Origin of the sequence: Bacteroides sp. 51 (assembly GCF_010500965.1) — a bacterium.
Taxonomy (GTDB): domain Bacteria; phylum Bacteroidota; class Bacteroidia; order Bacteroidales; family Bacteroidaceae; genus Bacteroides.
This window is the reverse complement of the sequence record NZ_QVMI01000001.1, coordinates 246,442-265,821: the sequence shown is the minus strand read 5'-3', so window position 1 is coordinate 265,821 and position 19,380 is coordinate 246,442. Positions and strand designations below refer to the sequence as shown.

Below are 19,380 nucleotides of genomic sequence, written 5' to 3'. Positions count from 1 at the left end.
GATTACTTACCATGAGAAGACTTAGTACAATTATCGCCCTTTTCATCAGTCTATCTGCCTTTGCCGACGAAGGCATGTGGATGCTGGGAAACCTGAACAAACAATCCCGTCAGACGATGAAAGAACTGGGACTGAAATTCCCCGCCGATAAAATCTATAACCCCAAGAAAACATCACTGACCGATGCTGTCGTCAGCTTCGGCGGCTTCTGCTCCGGTGTGGTTGTCTCCAACGACGGACTGGTTTTTACGAACCATCACTGCGGATTCAGCGCTATCCAACAACACAGTACCCTACAAAACGACTACCTTCAAGATGGCTTTGTAGCCCGTACCCATGAGGAAGAACTGCCCAACCCCGAACTGTTTGTTCGCTTCTTGCTACGTACCGAGAATGTAACTCCCCGTGTACTGAAAGCCATTACCCCCGGCATGACCGAACAGGACAGACAGGCCATTACCGACTCCATCATGTACGCCATTCAGGATGAAATTTATGCAAAAGACACTACACTCGTAGCCGTTGTCGATCCCTACTACGGCGGCAATGAATTCTGGCTTTCCGTTTATCGTGATTATACAGACGTCCGCCTTGTGTTTGCTCCACCTTCCTCCATCGGAAAGTTTGGCTGGGATACCGACAACTGGGTTTGGCCCCGTCATACAGGTGACTTCAGCGTTTTCCGCATCTACGCCGGGAAAGATAACAAACCTGCCGATTATTCGCCCGAAAACGTGCCCTATCATCCCCCTTATGTGGTTCCCATTTCTCTGGCCGGCTATAAAGAAGGAACTTTCTCTATGACCCTGGGTTATCCCGGCACCACCGAACGTTACCTTTCATCGTTTGGAATCGAAGAAATGATGAATGGAATGAACCAGTCCATGATTGATGTCCGTGGAGTAAAGCAGGCCATCTGGAAACGCGAAATGGAGCGCAGCGATGCCATCCGCATAAAATATGCTTCAAAATACGATGAAAGCTCCAATTATTGGAAAAACAGTACCGGAACCAATAAAGTCATCCGCCAGCAAAAGATTCTGGAAAGAAGGCGCGAAATGGAAGCAACCCTATTCCGTTGGATTCAGGATACCCCAGCCGAACGTGAAAATCTTCTGCATCTCTTCTCTTCTCTGGAACTGAACTATAAAGCCCGTCGTGAAGCAGGCAGGGCAATGGCCTATTTCGGCGAGTCATTTATGAACGGTCCGGAACTGGTGCAACTTGCACTGGAAATCCTGAACTTCGACTATGAAGCAGAAGAAAAGATGGTTATGTCGCGCATGAAGAAGCTACTCGACAAATATGCAAACCTCGATCTGGCTTTAGACAAAGAGGTATTTACAGCTATGATCAAGGAATACCGCTCGCAGGTCGATTCACTGTATTATCCCGATTTCTACGCCACAATTACCGACGAGTATAATGGAAGCGATCATGCATTTATCGACTCTTTATATGCCCAAACCAAAATAACCACACCTCTAGGTTTGAAGCTCTTTTTCGAACAAGATTCTACATATAATATCTTTGAAGACCCTGCTATATCCCTTTCCATTGATCTGTTAGTGAAAATGTTCGATATACACCAGGTTATCCAGGAACCATCGACTAATATTGAGCGTGATGAACGGCTATTCAACGCTGCTATCCGCCGGATGTATGCCAACCGGAACTTCTATCCGGATGCCAATTCAACCATGCGGCTGAGCTTCGGAACCGTACGCGGATATACCCCCTTTGATGGAGCCGAATATGATTATTATACCACTACCCGCGGTATCATTGAAAAAGCAAAAGCACATGCCGGCGACCGCGACTTTACGCTCGAACCCGAAGTTCTTGATTTTCTTTCATCCCGAGATTATGGTAAGTATGCTAATACAGATGGCGATATGAGTGTTTGTTTTATCTCAAACAATGACATTACGGGCGGAAACTCCGGAAGCGCCATGTTCAATGCCAACGGTGAACTATTAGGACTAGCCTTCGATGGAAACTGGGAAGCCATGGGAAGCGACTTTATCTATGAACCCGATTTGCAACGCTGCATTGGTGTAGATGTACGCTATATGCTTTTTGTAATGGAGAAGTTGGGCAAGGCGGATCACTTGATTAAGGAATTGAATTTGCGGTAAATGAGATTTCAAAACCGTTGGGTGGCGTTATTGCGAACGTAGTGAAGCAATCCAGTAAAAATATATAGGCTGGATTGCTTCACTACGTTACCAATGACAATATCCACCCCCTGCCCCCGCCAGCGGGGGATACCTGCGGCATCGTATCCCCCGCTGGCGGGGGCAGGGGGTGGATATTGTCATTACAAATAGTTCTATATTTTAATATAGTGGCGACTCGCAATGACGAGAGTTTTATTGACTATTGAGTTCCCTTTAATACCAGTAAACTTTCCGGTCCCATATTGAATAACAAGTCAATAATACTCAAATTGGGAATGAAACCATGCCGTGCTTCAAAAACCTGGTAATAGGGTACAGGTATGAATTCCGGATCTTCCGTTTTGAAATCCTTCTTTGGGTGAATGATTTCCCTGAAATCAGATTCATTGGCGTTGAATACCGTTTTATATTCCTGCGTATATTTTACGGTTGGCGTTATATCTATTAATTCACAGATAAGTTGCCGTAATTCCTCGTTGAAATCGAACAGGAATGCGTATTTCTTCTCATAGAAAGGAGCAAAATCATCCTTATAATATTCAAAGAAAGGCGTATTGTTATATGCCGATTCTATTGCGTTCCAATGTAAATGCCGCCAGTTGCCATGATCTGAGATTTGGATATCCTTCATTGGGCATTTCAGTGATTCGGGTTTTACGGTGGGTATGGAAAGTGGTAAGATACCTCCCGGCCCTACAATATTGCAACGGTTCCGATAGGTCTGTTTTGTGTAATGATCATGCTGTTCGATATAAGCCGTATCATAAGCCAGCAATTTGCTGTAATACTCTATCGGGGCCAGATAGGCTGAACTGAGGTATATTGAGTTTTGAGTTTTGAGTTTTAAGTTTTGAGTTGTCATGTAGTTGAATGATTAAGATTGATATAGCAGTAGTACCTCATGGCCTATATAGCAGTAGCGCTTCATCGCCTAGAACCCGGCTGCGGCACCTTGCCGCCTGAAGAAGCGATTCCAGCGATAACCGTCAAATAAGCCTGTGTGCGGTTCTTTTGAGAACCAAACAAAGGTAGCCCTGCCGATGATGTGATCGTGCGGAACCAGTCCGAATAAGCGGGAATCTGCAAGGTTTATAGAGTTGTTGGATGCCATCCAGTAGTAATCCTTAGTGAAAGTGTATTCTGTGACAGGCTTCCCGTTGATATACAAACTATCGTTTTTGACTTCCGCTCTGATGTCTTCATGCAATACCAGTGTGTTGCAGTATAACATTGCACTCCATGGATGTATTTTCACTGTTTTCCCCTGAGCGGGAATCGTTATTGTTTTTAGATTCTCCTCTGAGATACTTTGTAGAGGCAGTATCCAACTGATGTTTGTTATGGCTTGTTCCAGCAAGTACATTTCATAGCGACTGAAACTGCGCACATATTCATGTTCATTCTTGCCCATCAGTTCATTTCCGGTCAAGGCAAGTACCTGAAGTAACGAATCCATCGTTCGTCCTTTTTCTTTGGGATACGAATAGAGCTGCTTACGGTCCGGTCCGGCTTTTTCTATAGATGCTGTTGGGTTATATAATGAATCAAGAATGATCTCTTCTCCCGGAGTGGCTATACATCGGCTGATGAATGTCTGCCGGCGGTCAATGACAGGCTGGGATAAGGATACGGGATTATTAAATACCACAATATCGCCCGATTTCACCGGACGACTGTTCCATCTGTGATAGGATAGGAGCGACATGCAGGGCAGACGTAAACCATAACTCCATTTATTGACGATAATACGGTCGCCCTGGTAAAGTGAGTTTTCCATACCCGATGACGGAATGATATAGGATGTAAATACAAAACCGCGGAGCAGTAGTACGGTGACTACTGCTCCGGCAAGTACGATTATCCATTTCTTTCCTTTCATCAAATGTATGTTACTTTAGCTTTATACTTGGTTAAAACATACTGCATAGAAACCTGGCTGCGGTGCCTCACCGCACCCATTTGAATAGGCGGTTCCAGCGTATTTTGCCGCTGAACCATCCGCGGTCTTTATCCAATGAGAGCCATACCATGATGGGTTTACCTACTACATGGTCTTCCGGAACAAACCCCCAGTAACGTGAGTCTAATGAATTGTGGCGGTTATCGCCCATCATCCAGTAATAATCCATTTTGAAGGTGTACGTATCCGTCTTTTGACCATTGATGTAAATACCATCCTCTTTTTCTTCCAGCGTATTTTCTTCGTATGCACGGATGCAGCGTTCGTATATCGGAAGATTATCTTTGGTCAGCGTAATGGTTGAACCTTTGGATGGAATCCAGATTGGGCCATAGTTATTTCTGTTCCATCCGGTATGCATGTTTATCGGATATATTTCTCCGGTGGTTTGCTCTTCCGGTTCCATAACGATCTTGCTGGTCAGAGCCTTGTTGCCGGAAAGCGTTTCATACATCTTTTGGGTTAAAGGCAAATGATAAACAGGGTTTAGTTCTCCTCTTTCATTTCTTGCGTTCAATCCGTTTTCAAGCAGATAAGGGCCCCATCCGCCTTTTTCGGTAAGCATATTCTGGTCGTCAAGGCTAATGCCCAATTCGCGGAAGAAGTCTTCCGGGATATAACTTCCGTTGGTTTGAACCAGGTAATTGAATTGAAGTCCCTCCGGATTCTCAGTTGCAGTGTTGTTTACATACACCTGTCCGTTTATAATCTTCAGAGAATCTCCCGGCAAGCCGACACAACGTTTTACGTAGTTCTCTCTGCGGTCGACAGGGCGGGTGATTACCTTGCCGTATACTTTAGGATTGGAAAGGATCAACTTCCTTCCGGCGTTGTAATACAAATCCAGAATAATATCTTGTTGTTCGCGCGATAAACTATCCATATTTACCTTATTGGGGTATAATCTCTTGCCTTCTCTCATCGCCAACAAGTAGAAATCCATTTGTTGATTATTCAGTGCAACGGTGTCGCCAGCCGGAAAGTTGAATACTACAATATCGTTGAGTTTCACCTCGCCAAGCCCTTTTACTCTTTTATAGGACCACTGTGGGTACTCAATATAAGATTTGGTATTTACAACCGGCAGCGTATGCTGAGCCAACGGCATGGACAGCGGAGTATTAGGTACACGCGGACCGTAACTCACCTTGCTTACATAAAGAAAGTCGCCTACCAACAATGATTTCTCCAAAGAAGACGATGGAATCTGGTAGTTTTGGAACAGGTATATATTCACGAAATAAACAGCGATCAATGCAAAGACAATTGCATCTACCCAACTCATTACACTTCTAACCGTTGGATTCTTAGATTTCTTCCAGAATGTCCAAGCTATCTTTTTAGTAATGTAAGCGTCGAAGATGAATGGAATTACGATCAACCCCAGCCAGCTTTTTACCCATAATAGGAAGAGCAGGTAGAGGGCCATTACGATGCCCATCTTGATCCAACTCCGCTTTGTTACTTTCTTTATATCATCCATATTGCTCTATCTTTTATTATTGTAAAAACGGGAACAGATCGCTCATTCCCAGATATCCTTCGTTTTTAGCGGTGAATTCAGCAGCCAGCAGTGCTCCCAACACAAATCCATCGCGGTTTTTGGCGTCGTGTGTGATGGAGATGGTATCGGCAGCCGATTCGTACCGGATGGTATGCAAGCCCACTACTTCACCTTCGCGAACAGATTCGATAGGTAATTCTTTAGCATCATGTGCTTCATCTTTTACCCATTTGTCTTTCCGTCCCAAGTTTTCCAGTATCCCTTCGGCCAGTGTGATAGCCGTACCGCTCGGCGCATCCAACTTGTGTATATGATGCGTTTCGCTCATCGTAACGTCATATTCCGGAAATTGGTTCATCACCTTTGCCAGATATTTGTTCAAAGCAGAGAAGATAACCACTCCCAGACTGAAGTTGGATGCCCAGAAAAGCGTCTTTCCGCCTTTGGTACACATTTCCTTGATTTCATCGCCATGTTCTTCCATCCATCCGGTGCTTCCTGATACCAGTTTAACACCTGCGTTGAATGTTTTTATATAGTTACCGTATGCTACCATCGGATTTGTAAATTCAATCGCTACATCTGCCGAACGGAAAGCTTCCGATTCAAAATCTTCCTGATTATGGATGTCGATAATACAAACAATTTCATGTCCGCGGCCGAGAGCAAGCTTTTCTATTTCTTTGCCCATTTTGCCGTAACCAATTAATGCTATTTTCATATTTTATGTAATTAAATTGACGCAAAGATAGGGATTTTGCCTGTGAAGTTGTTACTTTTGCCTCACATTAATACCCACTTAACTGACACAAACAAATGGAACGACTGCTACATTATACGTGGAAGCATAAAATATATCCACTTGCAGGGATGAAAACCACCACTGGCTTACCTATTGAGGTGATTGATCCCGGGTTATCTAACTCTAATGCCGGTCCTGATTTCTTCAATGCCAAAGTCAAAATTGACGGTACACTTTGGGTTGGCAATGTTGAAATACATGTCCGGTCGTCCGATTGGAATCGTCATGGTCATCATAAAGATAAAGCCTACGATTCCGTTATCCTCCATCTTGCCGAACAGATAGACAGTGAAGTTTATCGCACGGACGGCGAACCTATCCATCAGGTACAGTTCGGTTGTCCCGAAACGGTACGCACGCGATACGAAGAACTGAGTCAGGCGGATATGCGTCCGCGTTGTTACTCATTGCTCGCTTCATTGTCTACCTTGAAGATTCATTCCTGGTTCACCGCCTTGCAAACAGAAAGGCTGGAACAGAAAACAAATCTGATTGTTAGTCGCTTGGAGAGATGTAATAATCACTGGGAGGATGTGTTTTTTATCACTCTTTCACGAAATTTTGGATTTGGGCTGAATGGTGATGCCTTTGAAACGTGGGGAAATCTGTTGTCGTTGCGAGCTGTTGATAAACACCGTGATAGCCAGAAACAGATTGAGGCCATGTTCTTCGGCCAGGCGGGTTTGCTGGAAGAGGATTTGGCCGATTCTTACTATCTGGAACTACAAAAAGAATATCATTACCTGCGGCAGAAGTTTGAATTGCGGCAGATGGAGCCAACTTTATGGCGATTTTTACGGTTACGCCCGGGAAACTTTCCTCATGTACGGTTAGCACAATTGGCCTTGCTTTATCATCAAAAGCAGGGGTTGTTTTCGTGTATTATGGAAGCGGAAACGTTGAAGGAGGTACAGGGTATTCTCTCGATTGGCACCTCGGAGTATTGGAATACTCATTTTAATTTTGCCAAAACTTCTCCTTCAAGGGTAAAAGCGTTGGGTAAGGGTGCGTTGGATTTGATTGTGATCAATACCATTGTTCCGTTTCTTTATGCTTATGGGTTGCATAAATCGGATGAACGTTTATGTATGCGTGCATCTGCTTTTCTGGAAGAGATCGCAGCCGAAAACAATCGCATTACCCGTATGTGGGATGGGGCAGGGCTGCCGGTGAAAACAGCGGCCGATTCTCAGGCGTTGATACAACTCCAGACGGCTTATTGTGACCTTAAGAAGTGTTTGTATTGCCGTTTTGGGTTCGAATATCTTCGTTATAAGAATTGAGAATGGAGAGTGGAGAATGGAGAATTGCTGTGCAGCAGATAAAAGTTTAGTAGTTAAAAACATAAATCCACAGGTAATTCTCCATTCTCAATTAATTTCGTAAGTTTGCATCGATATAACCTTGTTCATTAACAATTAATATGGCACTATTATGAAAGCTAAGAATTCGTTGCTTTCTTTTCTGTTTTTCGCCCTGCTGGCGGGAGTATCTATATTCTCTTTTGGAAAAACGTATCTGGGTAACGATAATACGGAAGTGACGGAACAATCTGCCGGTGAAGATTTTGAAACATTCCTGAATAAGTTTACCACAAGTGCAGCTTTTCAGTATTCGCGCGTTAAGTTTCCATTGGAAACCCCGATAACTTTGGTAACAGACAATGGCAATGAGAAAACATTCCCGTTTACCAAAGAAAGATGGCCACTACTCAATGCCGAAAGTTTTAGGGTAGAACGGGTAGTTCAGGAAGAGGGTGCGGTTTACATTGCTCACTATGTACTCGATGAGGCTAACCATAAGGAATACGAGGCTGGTTATGAGGAATCGGAACTGGACCTGCGAATTATATTTAAATTGATTGATGGTAAATGGTATGTAACCGATTGTTATAATGCCTGGTACAGCTTTGACCTGCCGGTTGAAGAGTTTCAGGATACAGTTGCACAGGTACAGGAAGAGAATAAGGCTTTCAGGGAAGAGTATCCTTAAGGATTGGTGTTACTGTATATGTCTGGGTGTTTTCGGTTTATAAACCCCGTTCATATGGTTTTTCGATGAAAAAAGCATCATAACTCACACGCATGTATTAAGTCGCTGACTGTTAGGCGGATATTTTGTGTAGCCGATGAGCAGAAGTCACATGCTAGCGTCACAAGTCACACGGTGCTCCATTCCGGGAGCAGTCAACCACCTTCAGATTATTGGAATAATACTGGGAGGAAGGTAACGTGAAAGTCCAAAGAACTCCAAAAGACCCGGGTGTTTCGTATGATTACACCCGGGTCTTTTATACCCATACACCCGGGTCTTTTGGCCTCGTACACCCGGGTGTATGCAAGGTCGATCCGGTTGCTTGAGAAGTTTATAGTGGTTTCTTACCATAGTTCCTGTACGCTTTGCTCATACGCACTCAACCGGGAACTTTTCTGTATGCTTTTCTTCAATTTCTTATCTGCATCCGGCCAAAGATATTCCCAAAATGTTTTCATTTTATTGAGCAATTGGGCATCACCTCCTTCTATTTGTTTCTTATAGTAGTTGAACACCCCTTCGTGCAGTTCCTGTATTCTTCTTCTTTTCTCTTCGAGAGAAATTACCCGTTCTTCTTTAAACTCGAGCGCCAGTGCGGGGTTGGCAAGCAAGCCTCTACCAACCATTACTCCCGATAGATTGGGATAAAATGAAGTAATACGCCGTAGGTCTTCGAGCGTTTCTATATCGCCATTATAAATAACAGGATGCTTGCATTGTTCATAAAAGGCGGTAAAGCCGTCCATGTCGACAGAACCCTTATATTGCTGCTTGCCTATTCTTGGATGAAGGGTGATGTGCGAGAGTGGAAGATCATTTAAAAGTGGGAGCAACCTCATGCTCTCTTCCTTAGACTCCCAACCCAACCGCATTTTGATCGAAAACCGGATGCCGGGGTATTGATGCATCGTTTCTAATACCATCTTTACCTCGTCCGGATAAGGTAAAATGCCCGATCCCTTATGCCTATGGGCTATAAGAGGGAAGGGGCAACCCATGTTGATATCTACCTCCCGATACCCCTGTTCAATGAACAAACCGGCGATTCTTTTCATTTCATCCGGCGTTGAGGCTATCAATTGTGGGATGAGCCGGGGCACGGTATTATTGCCGGGATCAATATCACGCAACTCCTTCCGGCGGAACTCACCCTTTTCGATGCGCACAAATGGAGTATAATACGCATCCACCCCACCAAATGAACTGGCGTGGAAGTTGCGGTAAGGCGCTTCGGTATATCCCTGTAATGGGGCGAAATGGATTGGAATCATAAGGAGAACAAAGATATGATTTTATTGAGAATGATACCGTTTGTTTCAAATAAACTCTTAATTTTGCACATATAACCTTGATACCCCCATTTATGAATAACTTAACTAAAACCGGCTTGTTTATCCTTGCCCTTTTCTGCGGCAGTATATCTTCCCTGGCCGGTGAAAATCCAACTCAAATGAAAGAATTAAAAGTAAAAAAAATCAGTGCCGGCACTGTAGAAGCCAGTACTGTACCTGTGTTAATGGACAAAGAGAATGTAACATTCCAGGTCATTGATGTTGTGAATTGGGATACCTATCCTTATCGCCCCGAAGTTTCTTTCCGTATAGCCTATACGGATAATGCCATTCTTGTGCATTATAAAGTGAAAGAAAAAAGTGTGCGCGGACATTATGGAAAAGACGATGATCCGGTTTACACAGATTCGTGTGTGGAATTCTTTATCAGTCCCGCTGGCGATGAGGTTTATTATAATTTTGAATGCAATTGTGTGGGCACCATTTTACAGGGTGGCGGCAAACCCGGCGATCGTGACCGTGCCACTCCTTCGGTAATGAACCAGATTGACCGCTGGGCTAGCCTCGGACGTACCCCATTCGAAGAACGTACAGACGTAGACGAGTGGGAAGTGGCATTGGTTATTCCATTTACTGCTTTTTATAAACATGATATCTCCTCGTTGCAAGGAAAAACTATCCGGGCAAACTTCTATAAGTGTGGTGATGAACTTGCTACCCCGCATTTCCTTTCCTGGAACCCTATTACGGCAAAGAAGCCGAACTTCCATCTACCGGAATATTTCGGAACGTTACTGTTCGAATAAGCAGTTTTAGCTTTGCTGTGGGCGGTTCACGAACCGCCCCTACAGGATTCACCATCTAAATAAATGTAAATTATAGCGTTATCTTCCAAATAACGCTTATTTTTGCACCATGTTAAAATGGAGAAATAATATAGTAAAGCAATATTTCAAGGGCTTGCTGGGTGCAGCCATTGTAATCGGCGTGTTATATTCTTGTGCCAGTATTGGCCGTCCCGATGGTGGAGCGTATGATGAAACACCTCCCCGTTTTATTGGTAGTACCCCCCAGGCAGGTGGTCTGAATATTACCCGAACGCGTATTGTGCTCGAGTTTGATGAATACATCAAATTAGAAAAGCCCAACGAAAAAGTGGTTATCTCTCCCCCTCAGGTCATGCAACCTGAGATCAAGACAAATGGAAAAAGAATCGCCATTAACCTGCTGGATACCCTAAAGCTCGATGTAACTTACACAGTCGATTTCTCCGACGCCATCGTTGATAATAACGAAGGCAATCCGCTGGGCGACTTTACATTTACTTTTTCTACAGGCGACCGCATCGATACCATGTGCGTGGCAGGTGTCCTGCTCGAGGCTTCCAATCTCGAACCGGTGAAAGGCATGCTCGTAGGATTGCATTCCAATCTCGAAGATTCCGCATTTACCAAGCTACCCCTTGAACGCGTATCCCGTACCGATGCCCGTGGACGTTTTAACATCCGCGGTATTGCCCCTGGCACCTATCGCGTATTCGCATTGATGGATGCCGACCAGAACTATGCTTTCACACAGAAAAGCGAAGCCATTGCTTTTTACGATTCATTAATCATCCCCCGTTTCGAAGAGCGTATTCGTCAGGATACCACGTGGAAAGACTCATTGACTGTCGATACCATCATTGAGCGTTCATACACCCATTACTTACCCGATGATCTGATGCTCCGTTCTTTTAAAGAAACCAACTATTCGCAATACCTCATCAGGGGTGAGCGTTTGACGGCACAAAAGATTTCCCTTTACTTTGCCGAAAAAGCCGATACCCTTCCCACCCTTAAAGGCTTGAACTTCGATGAGCAAGATGCTTTTGTAATTGAAAAATCGCGTGGTAATGACACCATTCATTATTGGGTGAGAGATTCTTTACTTTACCAGCAAGATACACTTAAACTAAGTTTGGAATATCTATATACAGACACGTTAAAACAACTTGTTCCACGAACAGATACACTCAAGCTATCTGTAAGAAAGGCCAGGGGAGGTGCGAACCGCGAGCGTGAAGACGAAAAGAAGAAGAAAAAAGGTAAAGAAGACGAACCGGAACCAACCCAATTCCTGAAGGTGGCTCCACAAATACCTTCGTCTATGGACGTTTACGGTTATATCAGTATGGTGTTCGACGAACCCATGATGGAGTATGAACCCGATTCAATCCACCTGCAAATGAAGGTCGACACTTTGTGGCAGGATGTTCCTTTTGATTTTGAACAAGACTCGTTGGAATTCAGGAAGTTCAACCTCTATGCCAACTGGGAACCATCGGCCGAATATTCGTTTAGGGCCGACTCTGCAACATTCTATGGACTATACGGTTTGCATACCGACAAAATGGAACAAAAGTTCAAAGTCCGCTCTTTAGATGATTACGGAGAGATCTACTTCAATCTCAGCGGACAAGATTCTATTGCTTTTGTAGAATTGCTAGACCCCCAGGATAAAGTCATACGTACAGTTCCCGTTGTTGATGGCAAAGCAGATTTCCATTTCCTTGCTCCCGGTAAGTACAGTGCCCGCCTGATAAACGATACCAATGGAAACGGTGTCTGGGATACCGGTAATTATGAAGAAGGATTACAACCCGAAATGGTATATTATTATCCCCAAATTGTTGATTTAAAGGCTCTCTGGCAACTTGAACAAGACTGGAATGTAACTTCAAGACCTCTGGATAAACAAAAACTGGATGAAATGAAGAAACAGAAACCGGATGAGGATAAAAAGAAACGTGAACAAAACCGGAATGCGGAACGAAACCGGAATCAAAACAGGAGCCAGAATAACCAGAACTATAATCAGAATATGGGCTTAAGATAAAGGAGGCAAACTCCTTATCTGCAACCCGGAAGGCATGGATGGTTTTAACGCATTATATTGACGAAAAGGGGCTGTGAGCGAGACTTGTGCAGGAACGAATAAGAAGAATGATAAAAAAAACTAATCCTCAATCGTAAAAGGCAGTTCATTATCTTTTCGAAAGACGCTGGCCTCGAATGTTGCAATCAAGTCGCCATGTTGGTTCGTTACATCTACCTGATAATGCCCTGTCCGTCTGCCTGTATACCGCTCGCGGGCTTCTGCTGTGAGCGTATCGCCAGGACCACTACCACGTAGGAAAGTGATATTGGAAGTTAACGATAATGCTAATGTTCCGTGCGAATTGGCGGCCGCAGCAAGGGCAAGATCGGCCAGTGTGAATATGGCTCCGCCTTGCGTGGTATTACCAGCATTTAAATGTTGAGGCCCAATGATGAGTTGGGCCTTTCCATACCCTTTTTTTATTTCTATTAGCTCAATGCCCGCTTCGGTTGCGAAGCGATCCATCTTAAAAAACTCCTGTGGTGTCACTTGTTTAATTTCCATTCAAAACCGTCTTTGGTATCTTTGATATCGAAGCCAAGAGCAGTCAGCTCATTACGGATTTTATCCGAGGTTGCCCAATCTTTGTTGGCTTTGGCTTTGACGCGTTCTTCCAGCAGCATATCTACCACTTTGCCATAAGCAGCCTCGCGACCATCCGATGAACCTTTTTCTTCTTTCAATCCGAGGATATCGAACATAAAGAGGTGGAATGTATCTTTTAGTTCTTTCAGGTCTTCGGCAGAAATGGTATTATTCCCTGCAATGATATTGTTGATCATCTTCGCGCCATCAAACAAGTGCGAAATAACGATTGGTGTATTCATATCATCGTTGATGGCTTCATAGCATTTTGCTTTTAAGCCTTTCACGTCTACATCGGATGCTGACGAAGGCGTTATCTTATCCAGATTGGCCACAGCTTCCAGAAGGCGTTGCAGTCCTTTTTCTGAGGCTTGCAGTGCTTCGTTGCTAAAGTCTACTGTGCTGCGGTAGTGTGCTTGTAGAATAAAGAAACGAATGGTCATGGCCGTATACGCCTGCGTAAGCAACTTATGCGAACCGGTGAAGAATTCATCTAACGTAATGAAGTTGCCCAATGATTTTCCCATCTTGGTACCATTCACGGTAATCATATTGTTGTGCATCCAATAATGCACCATATCATCGCCTTGCGATGCTACAGATTGGGCGATCTCACATTCGTGATGTGGGAAGATGAGGTCCATGCCACCACCATGAATGTCGAAATGTTCGCCCAGATATTTGCGTCCCATAGCAGTACATTCGCAATGCCAGCCCGGGAAACCGTCTCCCCAGGGAGAAGGCCAACGCATGATATGTTCGGGCTGTGCTTTCTTCCATAAAGCGAAGTCGGCAGGGTTATGTTTCTCTGTTTGACCATCCAGTTCGCGGGTGGTGCTCAGCAGATCGTCTATATTGCGTCCGGAAAGTTTTCCGTAGCGGTACTCCTTGTTATATTTGGGAACATCGAAGTAAACGGAACCTTCGCTTTCGTATGCATAGCCGTGGTCAAGGATTTCTTTTACCAGATTGATTTGTTCGATGATGTGGCCCGATGCGTGCGGTTCAATGCTTGGAGGCAACACATTCAATGCTTCCATAGCATGGCGGTAGCGGTTCAGGTAGTACTGAACAACTTCCATCGGTTCGAGCTCTTCCAGACGCGCTTTCTTGGCGATCTTATCTTCTCCTTCATCGGCATCGTGTTCCAGATGACCCACATCGGTAATGTTGCGTACATAACGCACCTTGTATCCCAAGTGGGTGAGATAGCGGAAGAGGATATCGAAAGTTATAGCCGGGCGTGCATGTCCTAAATGCGCATCGCCATATACAGTAGGCCCACATACGTACATTCCAACATGTGGAGCGTGCAAGGGCACAAATAATTCTTTCTTTCTGCTTAACGTGTTGTAAATAGTCAGTTGATGTTCCATAATGTTTTGCGGCCAAGACGCCGGGACTTAGTTCATAATGTTGCAAAATTACATAAATTATCTGTAATAGGGTTTTTCCTTACCGGAAAGTTGATTGGCTCATAGTATCTTGAGTGTTTCTTCCGGTGTTTTGTGCTTTTATCTTAAAGCAATGGTGAACTATCTTGTTTGAAATGATACTTATGACATTAGCATGTGACTTTTTATGCCATATGCGATTTCCCAAATCACTTATCCATCGGCGTTTCAGAAGTACGTGTAACTTATGATGTTTTTCTGATAAGAAAACGTAATGAAGAAGATTGGAAACCTGATGACTCACCCTTCCAGCAACCCTGCCCACTCCCTGTCATTCAAACTCTTCAGCGGATTATTCTCCGTAATAAACGTTTCGAAGAGCTCTTTCTTCTCATTCTGCAACTGAATAATCTTTTCCTCGATGCTCCCTTCCGTAATAAAACGATAAGCAAACACCTGTTTATTCTGCCCGATGCGGTGGGCGCGACTAATGGCCTGTAGCTCGGCTGCCGGATTCCACCACGGGTCAATGATAAACACATAGTCCGCTTGTGTCAGGTTCAACCCCACACCTCCCGCTTTAAGTGAGATAAGAAAAGCCTGTATCTTTTCCGTATCGGTGAAGCGTTTTATCTCCTCCTCCCGCTTGGTAGACCTTCCGGTTAGCAAGGCATATGGCCAGTTGTGTTCTTCAAAGACTTCGGCTATTAGTTCCAGGTGTTTTACGAATGAAGAGAAGATCAGTACTTTGTGGCCTTCACTTCGTAGCGTTTCGAAGGTGGAAATCACCTCCTGAAGCTTACCGGACGTACCTGGAAAATCCTTGTCGACCATTCGCGGATGGCATGCCAGTTGCCGCAAATGGTTGATTCCATTGAGTACAGTAAAATTCGATGCCTTTTCGTTACTTGTTTTTAGTTGAAGCAATACGTTGCGAAGACTGTTCTTTTCTTTTTCATACGCTTCCTTCTGTAACTCTGCCATTTCACAGAAGATGATTTCCTCGGTCAGCGGAGGAAGTTCGGGGGCAACTTCTTCTTTACACCGCCTCAGAATGAAAGGAGAAATCAGGAGTTGCAGCTTCGCTTCTATACGTTCGTTGCCTTGCTTAATGGGGATACCGAATAGCTTTTGGAATACGTTTTCTGCTCCCAATAGCTCGGGCTGTACAAAATGGAACTGCGACCAAAGATCTTTTAGTGAGTTCTCTATCGGCGTGCCCGTTAATATCAGTTTATGGTTACTGCGAAGCATGGTGGCCGACTTAAACGTCTGCGAATCACTGTTTTTGATATGCTGGCTTTCGTCCAATACGATATATTCAAAGTGGTATTGAGCTAGTGTGGCTATATGCTTCCTCATCAGGCCATAGCTAGTCAATATTAAATTATAACGATCGAATATCGGTTTGAAGTTGGCTTTGCCCGATAATCCATGTCCGGTAAACTCGTAAACCGTCAGTGTAGTGAACCGGCTCGTTTCCTTCCGCCAGTTGTGAAGCAGTGAGGTAGGCATAACAATAAGTGATGCCGGCTTGCGAGGCGTCTCCGGTGTGCTGCTACCGGACGACTTTGCCTGAATAGGGAGCGTATTCGCTTCCGTAAGTTCATCGAAAAGAGATAGTTGACCATGAGGTTGTATCATATCTTCTCCTCCTGCCCCCTCCAAAGGGTCCGGCGAGGCGCCGGTGCCAAGTAATGGCGGCTCGCTGTCCGCATGGAAACCTGGGTGCAGCGGCTCGCTGCCGTAGATGTATTGGAGTAATGTTAGGGTTTGGAGTGTTTTACCTAGCCCCATGTCGTCGGCCAGGCAGCCTCCAAAGCCATGTTTGCTTAGGTGAACCATCCAGTTGAAACCCTCCTCCTGATAGTTACGGAGCTTGGCCTTCAACTTCTGAGGAGGCTCTATGTACGCTTTAGCTTGGTAGTTTATTTTTTTTTTTCGGGGTCGTTGCTTAAAGCAGACTCAACCAAACCAACGAAGGTGTGTTTGATGCGCAGATTCTCGTCACCCGTTTTATTCTCTTCACTATGTTCCAGTAGATTGGTGTACTTACTGAACCACTCCTCGGGTAGTAGCGTCACCCTTCCGTCGGGTAAGATATACTCTCTCTTTCCGGCAAGTATATTTTTGCGGAACCGGATAAACGGGATGCGGAATTCTCCAATTGCGACTGTCATATGTAGCTCAAACCAGTCACGCTCTTCGGTGACTTCCTGCTCCATATGGATTTCATCCAGACAGTAGTCGGCATCATTGTTACTACTGAGTAGCCGGAAGTGTTCGATCAGCATCGCCCGGTTGACTGCGATCCAGTCTACCATATCCTTTTCGGGAGCATCTTCGCGGAGTTTAAAATGACTATCACCCACCAGTGTCAAGTGTGCGTTTTTAAGTAACCCCACAAGAAGACTTTCCTTATCCGTATCCCTGTGGAAATAACGAATGGAAGCCCTTCCATCTTCGTCCTGGTGCATCTTCGCCGACTTATCCGCCTTCTTTGATCCCGGATAGAATGCCTCGTCTTCATAATGGAACGTCAGTTTTAACACCGTGGTGTCGTATACATTCTCCTCTACGGAAAGTATCGGTTCACAAGTCCTTTTCTCTTCAACGATCCTCAGTCCGGAAAAGGTGACATTATGATGGCGCAGAACCGGAAGCACAATCTTTTCCAGATACTTATCCGTTTCCGATGCATTGACACTAACCTTCGTCTTATTCGTAAAAGGTAAGATACGCATAGAACTGATATCCTGGAATATATGCAATTCATTTCCCAACAACATGGTTGCAGGCGATGCCGTAAGTACAACAACCGGCTTCTTCTCTAATAAAGAAATAAGCTTGCCACCCCGCGAGCATTGCAGTGAATAATGAAAGCTCTTATTATCGGACTCAAAGTCGAACTGTACATCCGTATAATCGGGAGAAACATCTATCATACTGTGGGCATACAAAATCTTGTTTCCCTTCTCATTCTGATAAAAAGGAAGTTCCCCGGTGCGTATCAGCTCGAGCATTTCCACCAGCTTCTTGTCTATATACGGGCGGACTACCTTCTTGAAATGTTCTTCTGTCAGCTTCTTAAGAAATACCGGGATAACAGTCTCTTTGGAGAAAACCTTCATCAGGTTTCTTTCGGAATATTTAGATGCAATATCTATGGCCTGGCGCTCAACATCTGTTAGTTTGGCGAGGGTAGAAGGAGGTAAATGTCCTCCGGGCTCCATAATTTGTATGGTTCCGTCGGGCATATCCTCTACGGTATATGGAATGAACAACGGACCCAATGAAGGGTGTTGTGTGAGTGTAATAATAACCTTAACTGCTGCTTTAGCTCTTTTCATAATTTAGGCTTTAAGGAGCAAAGGTACGAGAATTTATGTAAATTTGCGCTATGAGTTGCACGGAAAAGAAGCGTATACTTTTAGGCATGAGTGGCGGAACCGATAGTTCTGTCGCTGCCATGTTGCTCCAGGATTCTGGTTATGAAGTAGTTGGAGTCACCTTCCGTTTTTATGAAGTGAACGGCTCTACGGAATATCTGGAAGATGCCCGCGAGTTAGCCTCCCGTTTGGGCATTGAACATATTACATACGATGCCCGTGAAGTCTTCAAACAACATATTATAGACTATTTTATAGATGAATATATGGCAGGCCGTACCCCTGTGCCTTGTGTCTTATGCAACAACTACCTGAAGTGGCCTCTGCTCGCCCGGCTTGCCGATGAACGTGGCATTCATTATATATCTACCGGACATTACGTCCGCAAAGAGCTATCGAATGGGTCTTACTATATCCGGCAAGCCATAGACCCGGAGAAAGACCAATCCTTCTTTTTATGGGGACTCTCGCAACCCATCCTTCAACGAATGGTATTACCTATGGGTGCGATTACCAAAACCGACGCCCGCGCACTGGCCGCTGAACGCGGCTTCCAAAAAGCTTCTACAAAGAAAGATAGCATCGGCGTTTGTTTCTGTCCTTTCGATTATCATACCTTCTTGCGCAACCATGTAGATGTCGGTTTACTGAAACGTGGACGCTTTACGGACGAAGACGGCAAATTTATAGCCTGGAATGAAGGTTATCCTTTTTATACCGTCGGCCAGCGCCGCGGACTGGGCATTCATCTCAACCGTCCGGTTTTTGTGAAGGAGATTGACCCCATACGGAATGAAGTCACCCTTGCTCCCCTTCGTTCGTTAGAGAAAAACGAAATGGTGCTCAAGAACTGGAATATCATTGATGAAACTCAACTGTTGAACCAGGACGATATTATCGTTAAGATACGCTACCGGAAACAGGAAAACCGTTGCATGGTGACTAAATTACCCGATGGAACTCTACACGTTTCTTTATATGAACCCCTCACAGCCATTGCTCCCGGGCAGGCAGCGGCATTTTATAAAAACGGACTGGTTCTGGGGGGTGGTATTATCTGTTAAATGTTATCTTTGTGAGATGATCTCCGAAAATATTTAATTTGCTTTTTTACCACCCAAAATCTATCAGAAAACAGGTCAAAACCACCTGAAAACTATCCGAAGTCAGTTTACCCCCTAATCTGTGACGATTCTTGTCCCATCTCTCTTTGAAATTGGTTGTAAGTTTGCATTGTCGGAACGATAAAACAGTATCCGATCATACTGAGAACATATAGTGGTTTTAAAGTACTGAACATATAGTGGTAATCATTAAAAGA

13 protein-coding genes and 1 pseudogene are annotated in these 19,380 nt (G+C 44.5%); 6 read left to right on the top strand and 8 right to left on the bottom strand.

The window, feature by feature from the left end:
• The first annotated feature begins 11 nt into the window (after window positions 1–11).
• Window positions 12–2,138, top strand: a complete 2,127-nt coding sequence (locus D0T87_RS00910) for a S46 family peptidase (protein ID WP_239063406.1) — start codon at window positions 12–14, stop codon at window positions 2,136–2,138.
• Window positions 2,139–2,379: 241 nt separating this feature from the next.
• Here the strand turns inward: D0T87_RS00910 and D0T87_RS00905 are convergent, their stop codons facing one another.
• The 4 genes from D0T87_RS00905 to dapB form a co-directional block, all read right to left on the bottom strand.
• Complete coding sequence (locus D0T87_RS00905) at window positions 2,380–3,042, bottom strand: WbqC family protein (RefSeq protein ID WP_163171900.1); 663 nt, start codon at window positions 3,040–3,042, stop codon at window positions 2,380–2,382.
• Between the two features lie 69 nt (window positions 3,043–3,111).
• Window positions 3,112–4,059: a signal peptidase I gene (gene lepB / locus D0T87_RS00900; protein WP_203558574.1), complete on the bottom strand. Its 948-nt coding sequence runs from the start codon at window positions 4,057–4,059 to the stop codon at window positions 3,112–3,114.
• Between the two features lie 67 nt (window positions 4,060–4,126).
• A complete protein-coding gene (gene lepB, locus D0T87_RS00895) occupies window positions 4,127–5,623 on the bottom strand; it encodes a signal peptidase I (RefSeq protein ID WP_203558573.1) in 1,497 nt (498 codons plus the stop codon).
• A 16-nt stretch (window positions 5,624–5,639) separates the two neighbouring features.
• Window positions 5,640–6,365: a 4-hydroxy-tetrahydrodipicolinate reductase gene (gene dapB / locus D0T87_RS00890; protein WP_163171896.1), complete on the bottom strand. Its 726-nt coding sequence runs from the start codon at window positions 6,363–6,365 to the stop codon at window positions 5,640–5,642.
• A 95-nt stretch (window positions 6,366–6,460) separates the two neighbouring features.
• Between dapB and D0T87_RS00885 the strand changes: the two genes are divergently transcribed.
• Window positions 6,461–7,729 (top strand): DUF2851 family protein, encoded by a 1,269-nt coding sequence (locus D0T87_RS00885; RefSeq protein WP_163171894.1) that lies wholly within the window; start codon window positions 6,461–6,463, stop codon window positions 7,727–7,729.
• Between the two features lie 151 nt (window positions 7,730–7,880).
• Window positions 7,881–8,438, top strand: a complete 558-nt coding sequence (locus D0T87_RS00880) for a DUF4348 domain-containing protein (protein WP_163171892.1) — start codon at window positions 7,881–7,883, stop codon at window positions 8,436–8,438.
• A gap of 386 nt (window positions 8,439–8,824) precedes the next feature.
• Here the strand turns inward: D0T87_RS00880 and D0T87_RS00875 are convergent, their stop codons facing one another.
• The gene (locus tag D0T87_RS00875; RefSeq protein ID WP_163171890.1) at window positions 8,825–9,751 is read right to left on the bottom strand and encodes a tRNA-dihydrouridine synthase family protein; all 927 of its coding nucleotides are present in this window, start codon (window positions 9,749–9,751) and stop codon (window positions 8,825–8,827) included.
• A gap of 179 nt (window positions 9,752–9,930) precedes the next feature.
• Here D0T87_RS00875 and D0T87_RS00870 point away from each other — a divergent pair, with 179 nt between their 5' ends.
• Window positions 9,931–10,578 (top strand): carbohydrate-binding family 9-like protein, encoded by a 648-nt coding sequence (locus tag D0T87_RS00870; RefSeq protein WP_163172270.1) that lies wholly within the window; start codon window positions 9,931–9,933, stop codon window positions 10,576–10,578.
• Between the two features lie 109 nt (window positions 10,579–10,687).
• Window positions 10,688–12,649: an Ig-like domain-containing protein gene (locus D0T87_RS00865; RefSeq protein WP_163171888.1), complete on the top strand. Its 1,962-nt coding sequence runs from the start codon at window positions 10,688–10,690 to the stop codon at window positions 12,647–12,649.
• A 120-nt stretch (window positions 12,650–12,769) separates the two neighbouring features.
• On the opposite strand, the gene D0T87_RS00860 is transcribed toward D0T87_RS00865, so the two are convergent.
• The 3 genes and pseudogenes from D0T87_RS00860 to D0T87_RS24440 all read right to left on the bottom strand — a co-directional run bounded on the left by D0T87_RS00860 (window position 12,770) and on the right by D0T87_RS24440 (window position 18,020).
• The gene (locus D0T87_RS00860) at window positions 12,770–13,180 is read right to left on the bottom strand and encodes a PaaI family thioesterase (protein ID WP_163172268.1); all 411 of its coding nucleotides are present in this window, start codon (window positions 13,178–13,180) and stop codon (window positions 12,770–12,772) included.
• Window positions 13,177–14,652, bottom strand: a complete 1,476-nt coding sequence (gene cysS / locus D0T87_RS00855; RefSeq protein WP_163171886.1) for a cysteine--tRNA ligase — start codon at window positions 14,650–14,652, stop codon at window positions 13,177–13,179. Before cysS ends, D0T87_RS00860 begins: the two co-directional genes overlap by 4 nt.
• A gap of 318 nt (window positions 14,653–14,970) precedes the next feature.
• Window positions 14,971–18,020 (bottom strand): annotated as a pseudogene (locus tag D0T87_RS24440) (DEAD/DEAH box helicase).
• A 50-nt stretch (window positions 18,021–18,070) separates the two neighbouring features.
• On the opposite strand from D0T87_RS24440, the gene mnmA reads away from it, so the two are divergent.
• A complete protein-coding gene (gene mnmA, locus D0T87_RS00845) occupies window positions 18,071–19,123 on the top strand; it encodes a tRNA 2-thiouridine(34) synthase MnmA (RefSeq protein ID WP_163171884.1) in 1,053 nt (350 codons plus the stop codon).
• Window positions 19,124–19,380 lie beyond the last annotated feature (257 nt).

Bases quoted from the DNA above. Each gene is read 5' to 3' on its own strand.
- D0T87_RS00910 (WP_239063406.1), top strand. From the start codon at position 12: ATGAGAAGACTTAGTACAATTATCGCCCTTTTCATCAGTCTATCTGCC.
- D0T87_RS00905 (WP_163171900.1), bottom strand. From the start codon at position 3,042: ATGACAACTCAAAACTTAAAACTCAAAACTCAAAACTCAATATACCTC.
- lepB (WP_203558574.1), bottom strand. From the start codon at position 4,059: ATGAAAGGAAAGAAATGGATAATCGTACTTGCCGGAGCAGTAGTCACC.
- lepB (WP_203558573.1), bottom strand. From the start codon at position 5,623: ATGGATGATATAAAGAAAGTAACAAAGCGGAGTTGGATCAAGATGGGC.
- dapB (WP_163171896.1), bottom strand. From the start codon at position 6,365: ATGAAAATAGCATTAATTGGTTACGGCAAAATGGGCAAAGAAATAGAA.
- D0T87_RS00885 (WP_163171894.1), top strand. From the start codon at position 6,461: ATGGAACGACTGCTACATTATACGTGGAAGCATAAAATATATCCACTT.
- D0T87_RS00880 (WP_163171892.1), top strand. From the start codon at position 7,881: ATGAAAGCTAAGAATTCGTTGCTTTCTTTTCTGTTTTTCGCCCTGCTG.
- D0T87_RS00875 (WP_163171890.1), bottom strand. From the start codon at position 9,751: ATGATTCCAATCCATTTCGCCCCATTACAGGGATATACCGAAGCGCCT.
- D0T87_RS00870 (WP_163172270.1), top strand. From the start codon at position 9,931: ATGAAAGAATTAAAAGTAAAAAAAATCAGTGCCGGCACTGTAGAAGCC.
- D0T87_RS00865 (WP_163171888.1), top strand. From the start codon at position 10,688: ATGTTAAAATGGAGAAATAATATAGTAAAGCAATATTTCAAGGGCTTG.
- cysS (WP_163171886.1), bottom strand. From the start codon at position 14,652: ATGGAACATCAACTGACTATTTACAACACGTTAAGCAGAAAGAAAGAA.
- mnmA (WP_163171884.1), top strand. From the start codon at position 18,071: ATGAGTTGCACGGAAAAGAAGCGTATACTTTTAGGCATGAGTGGCGGA.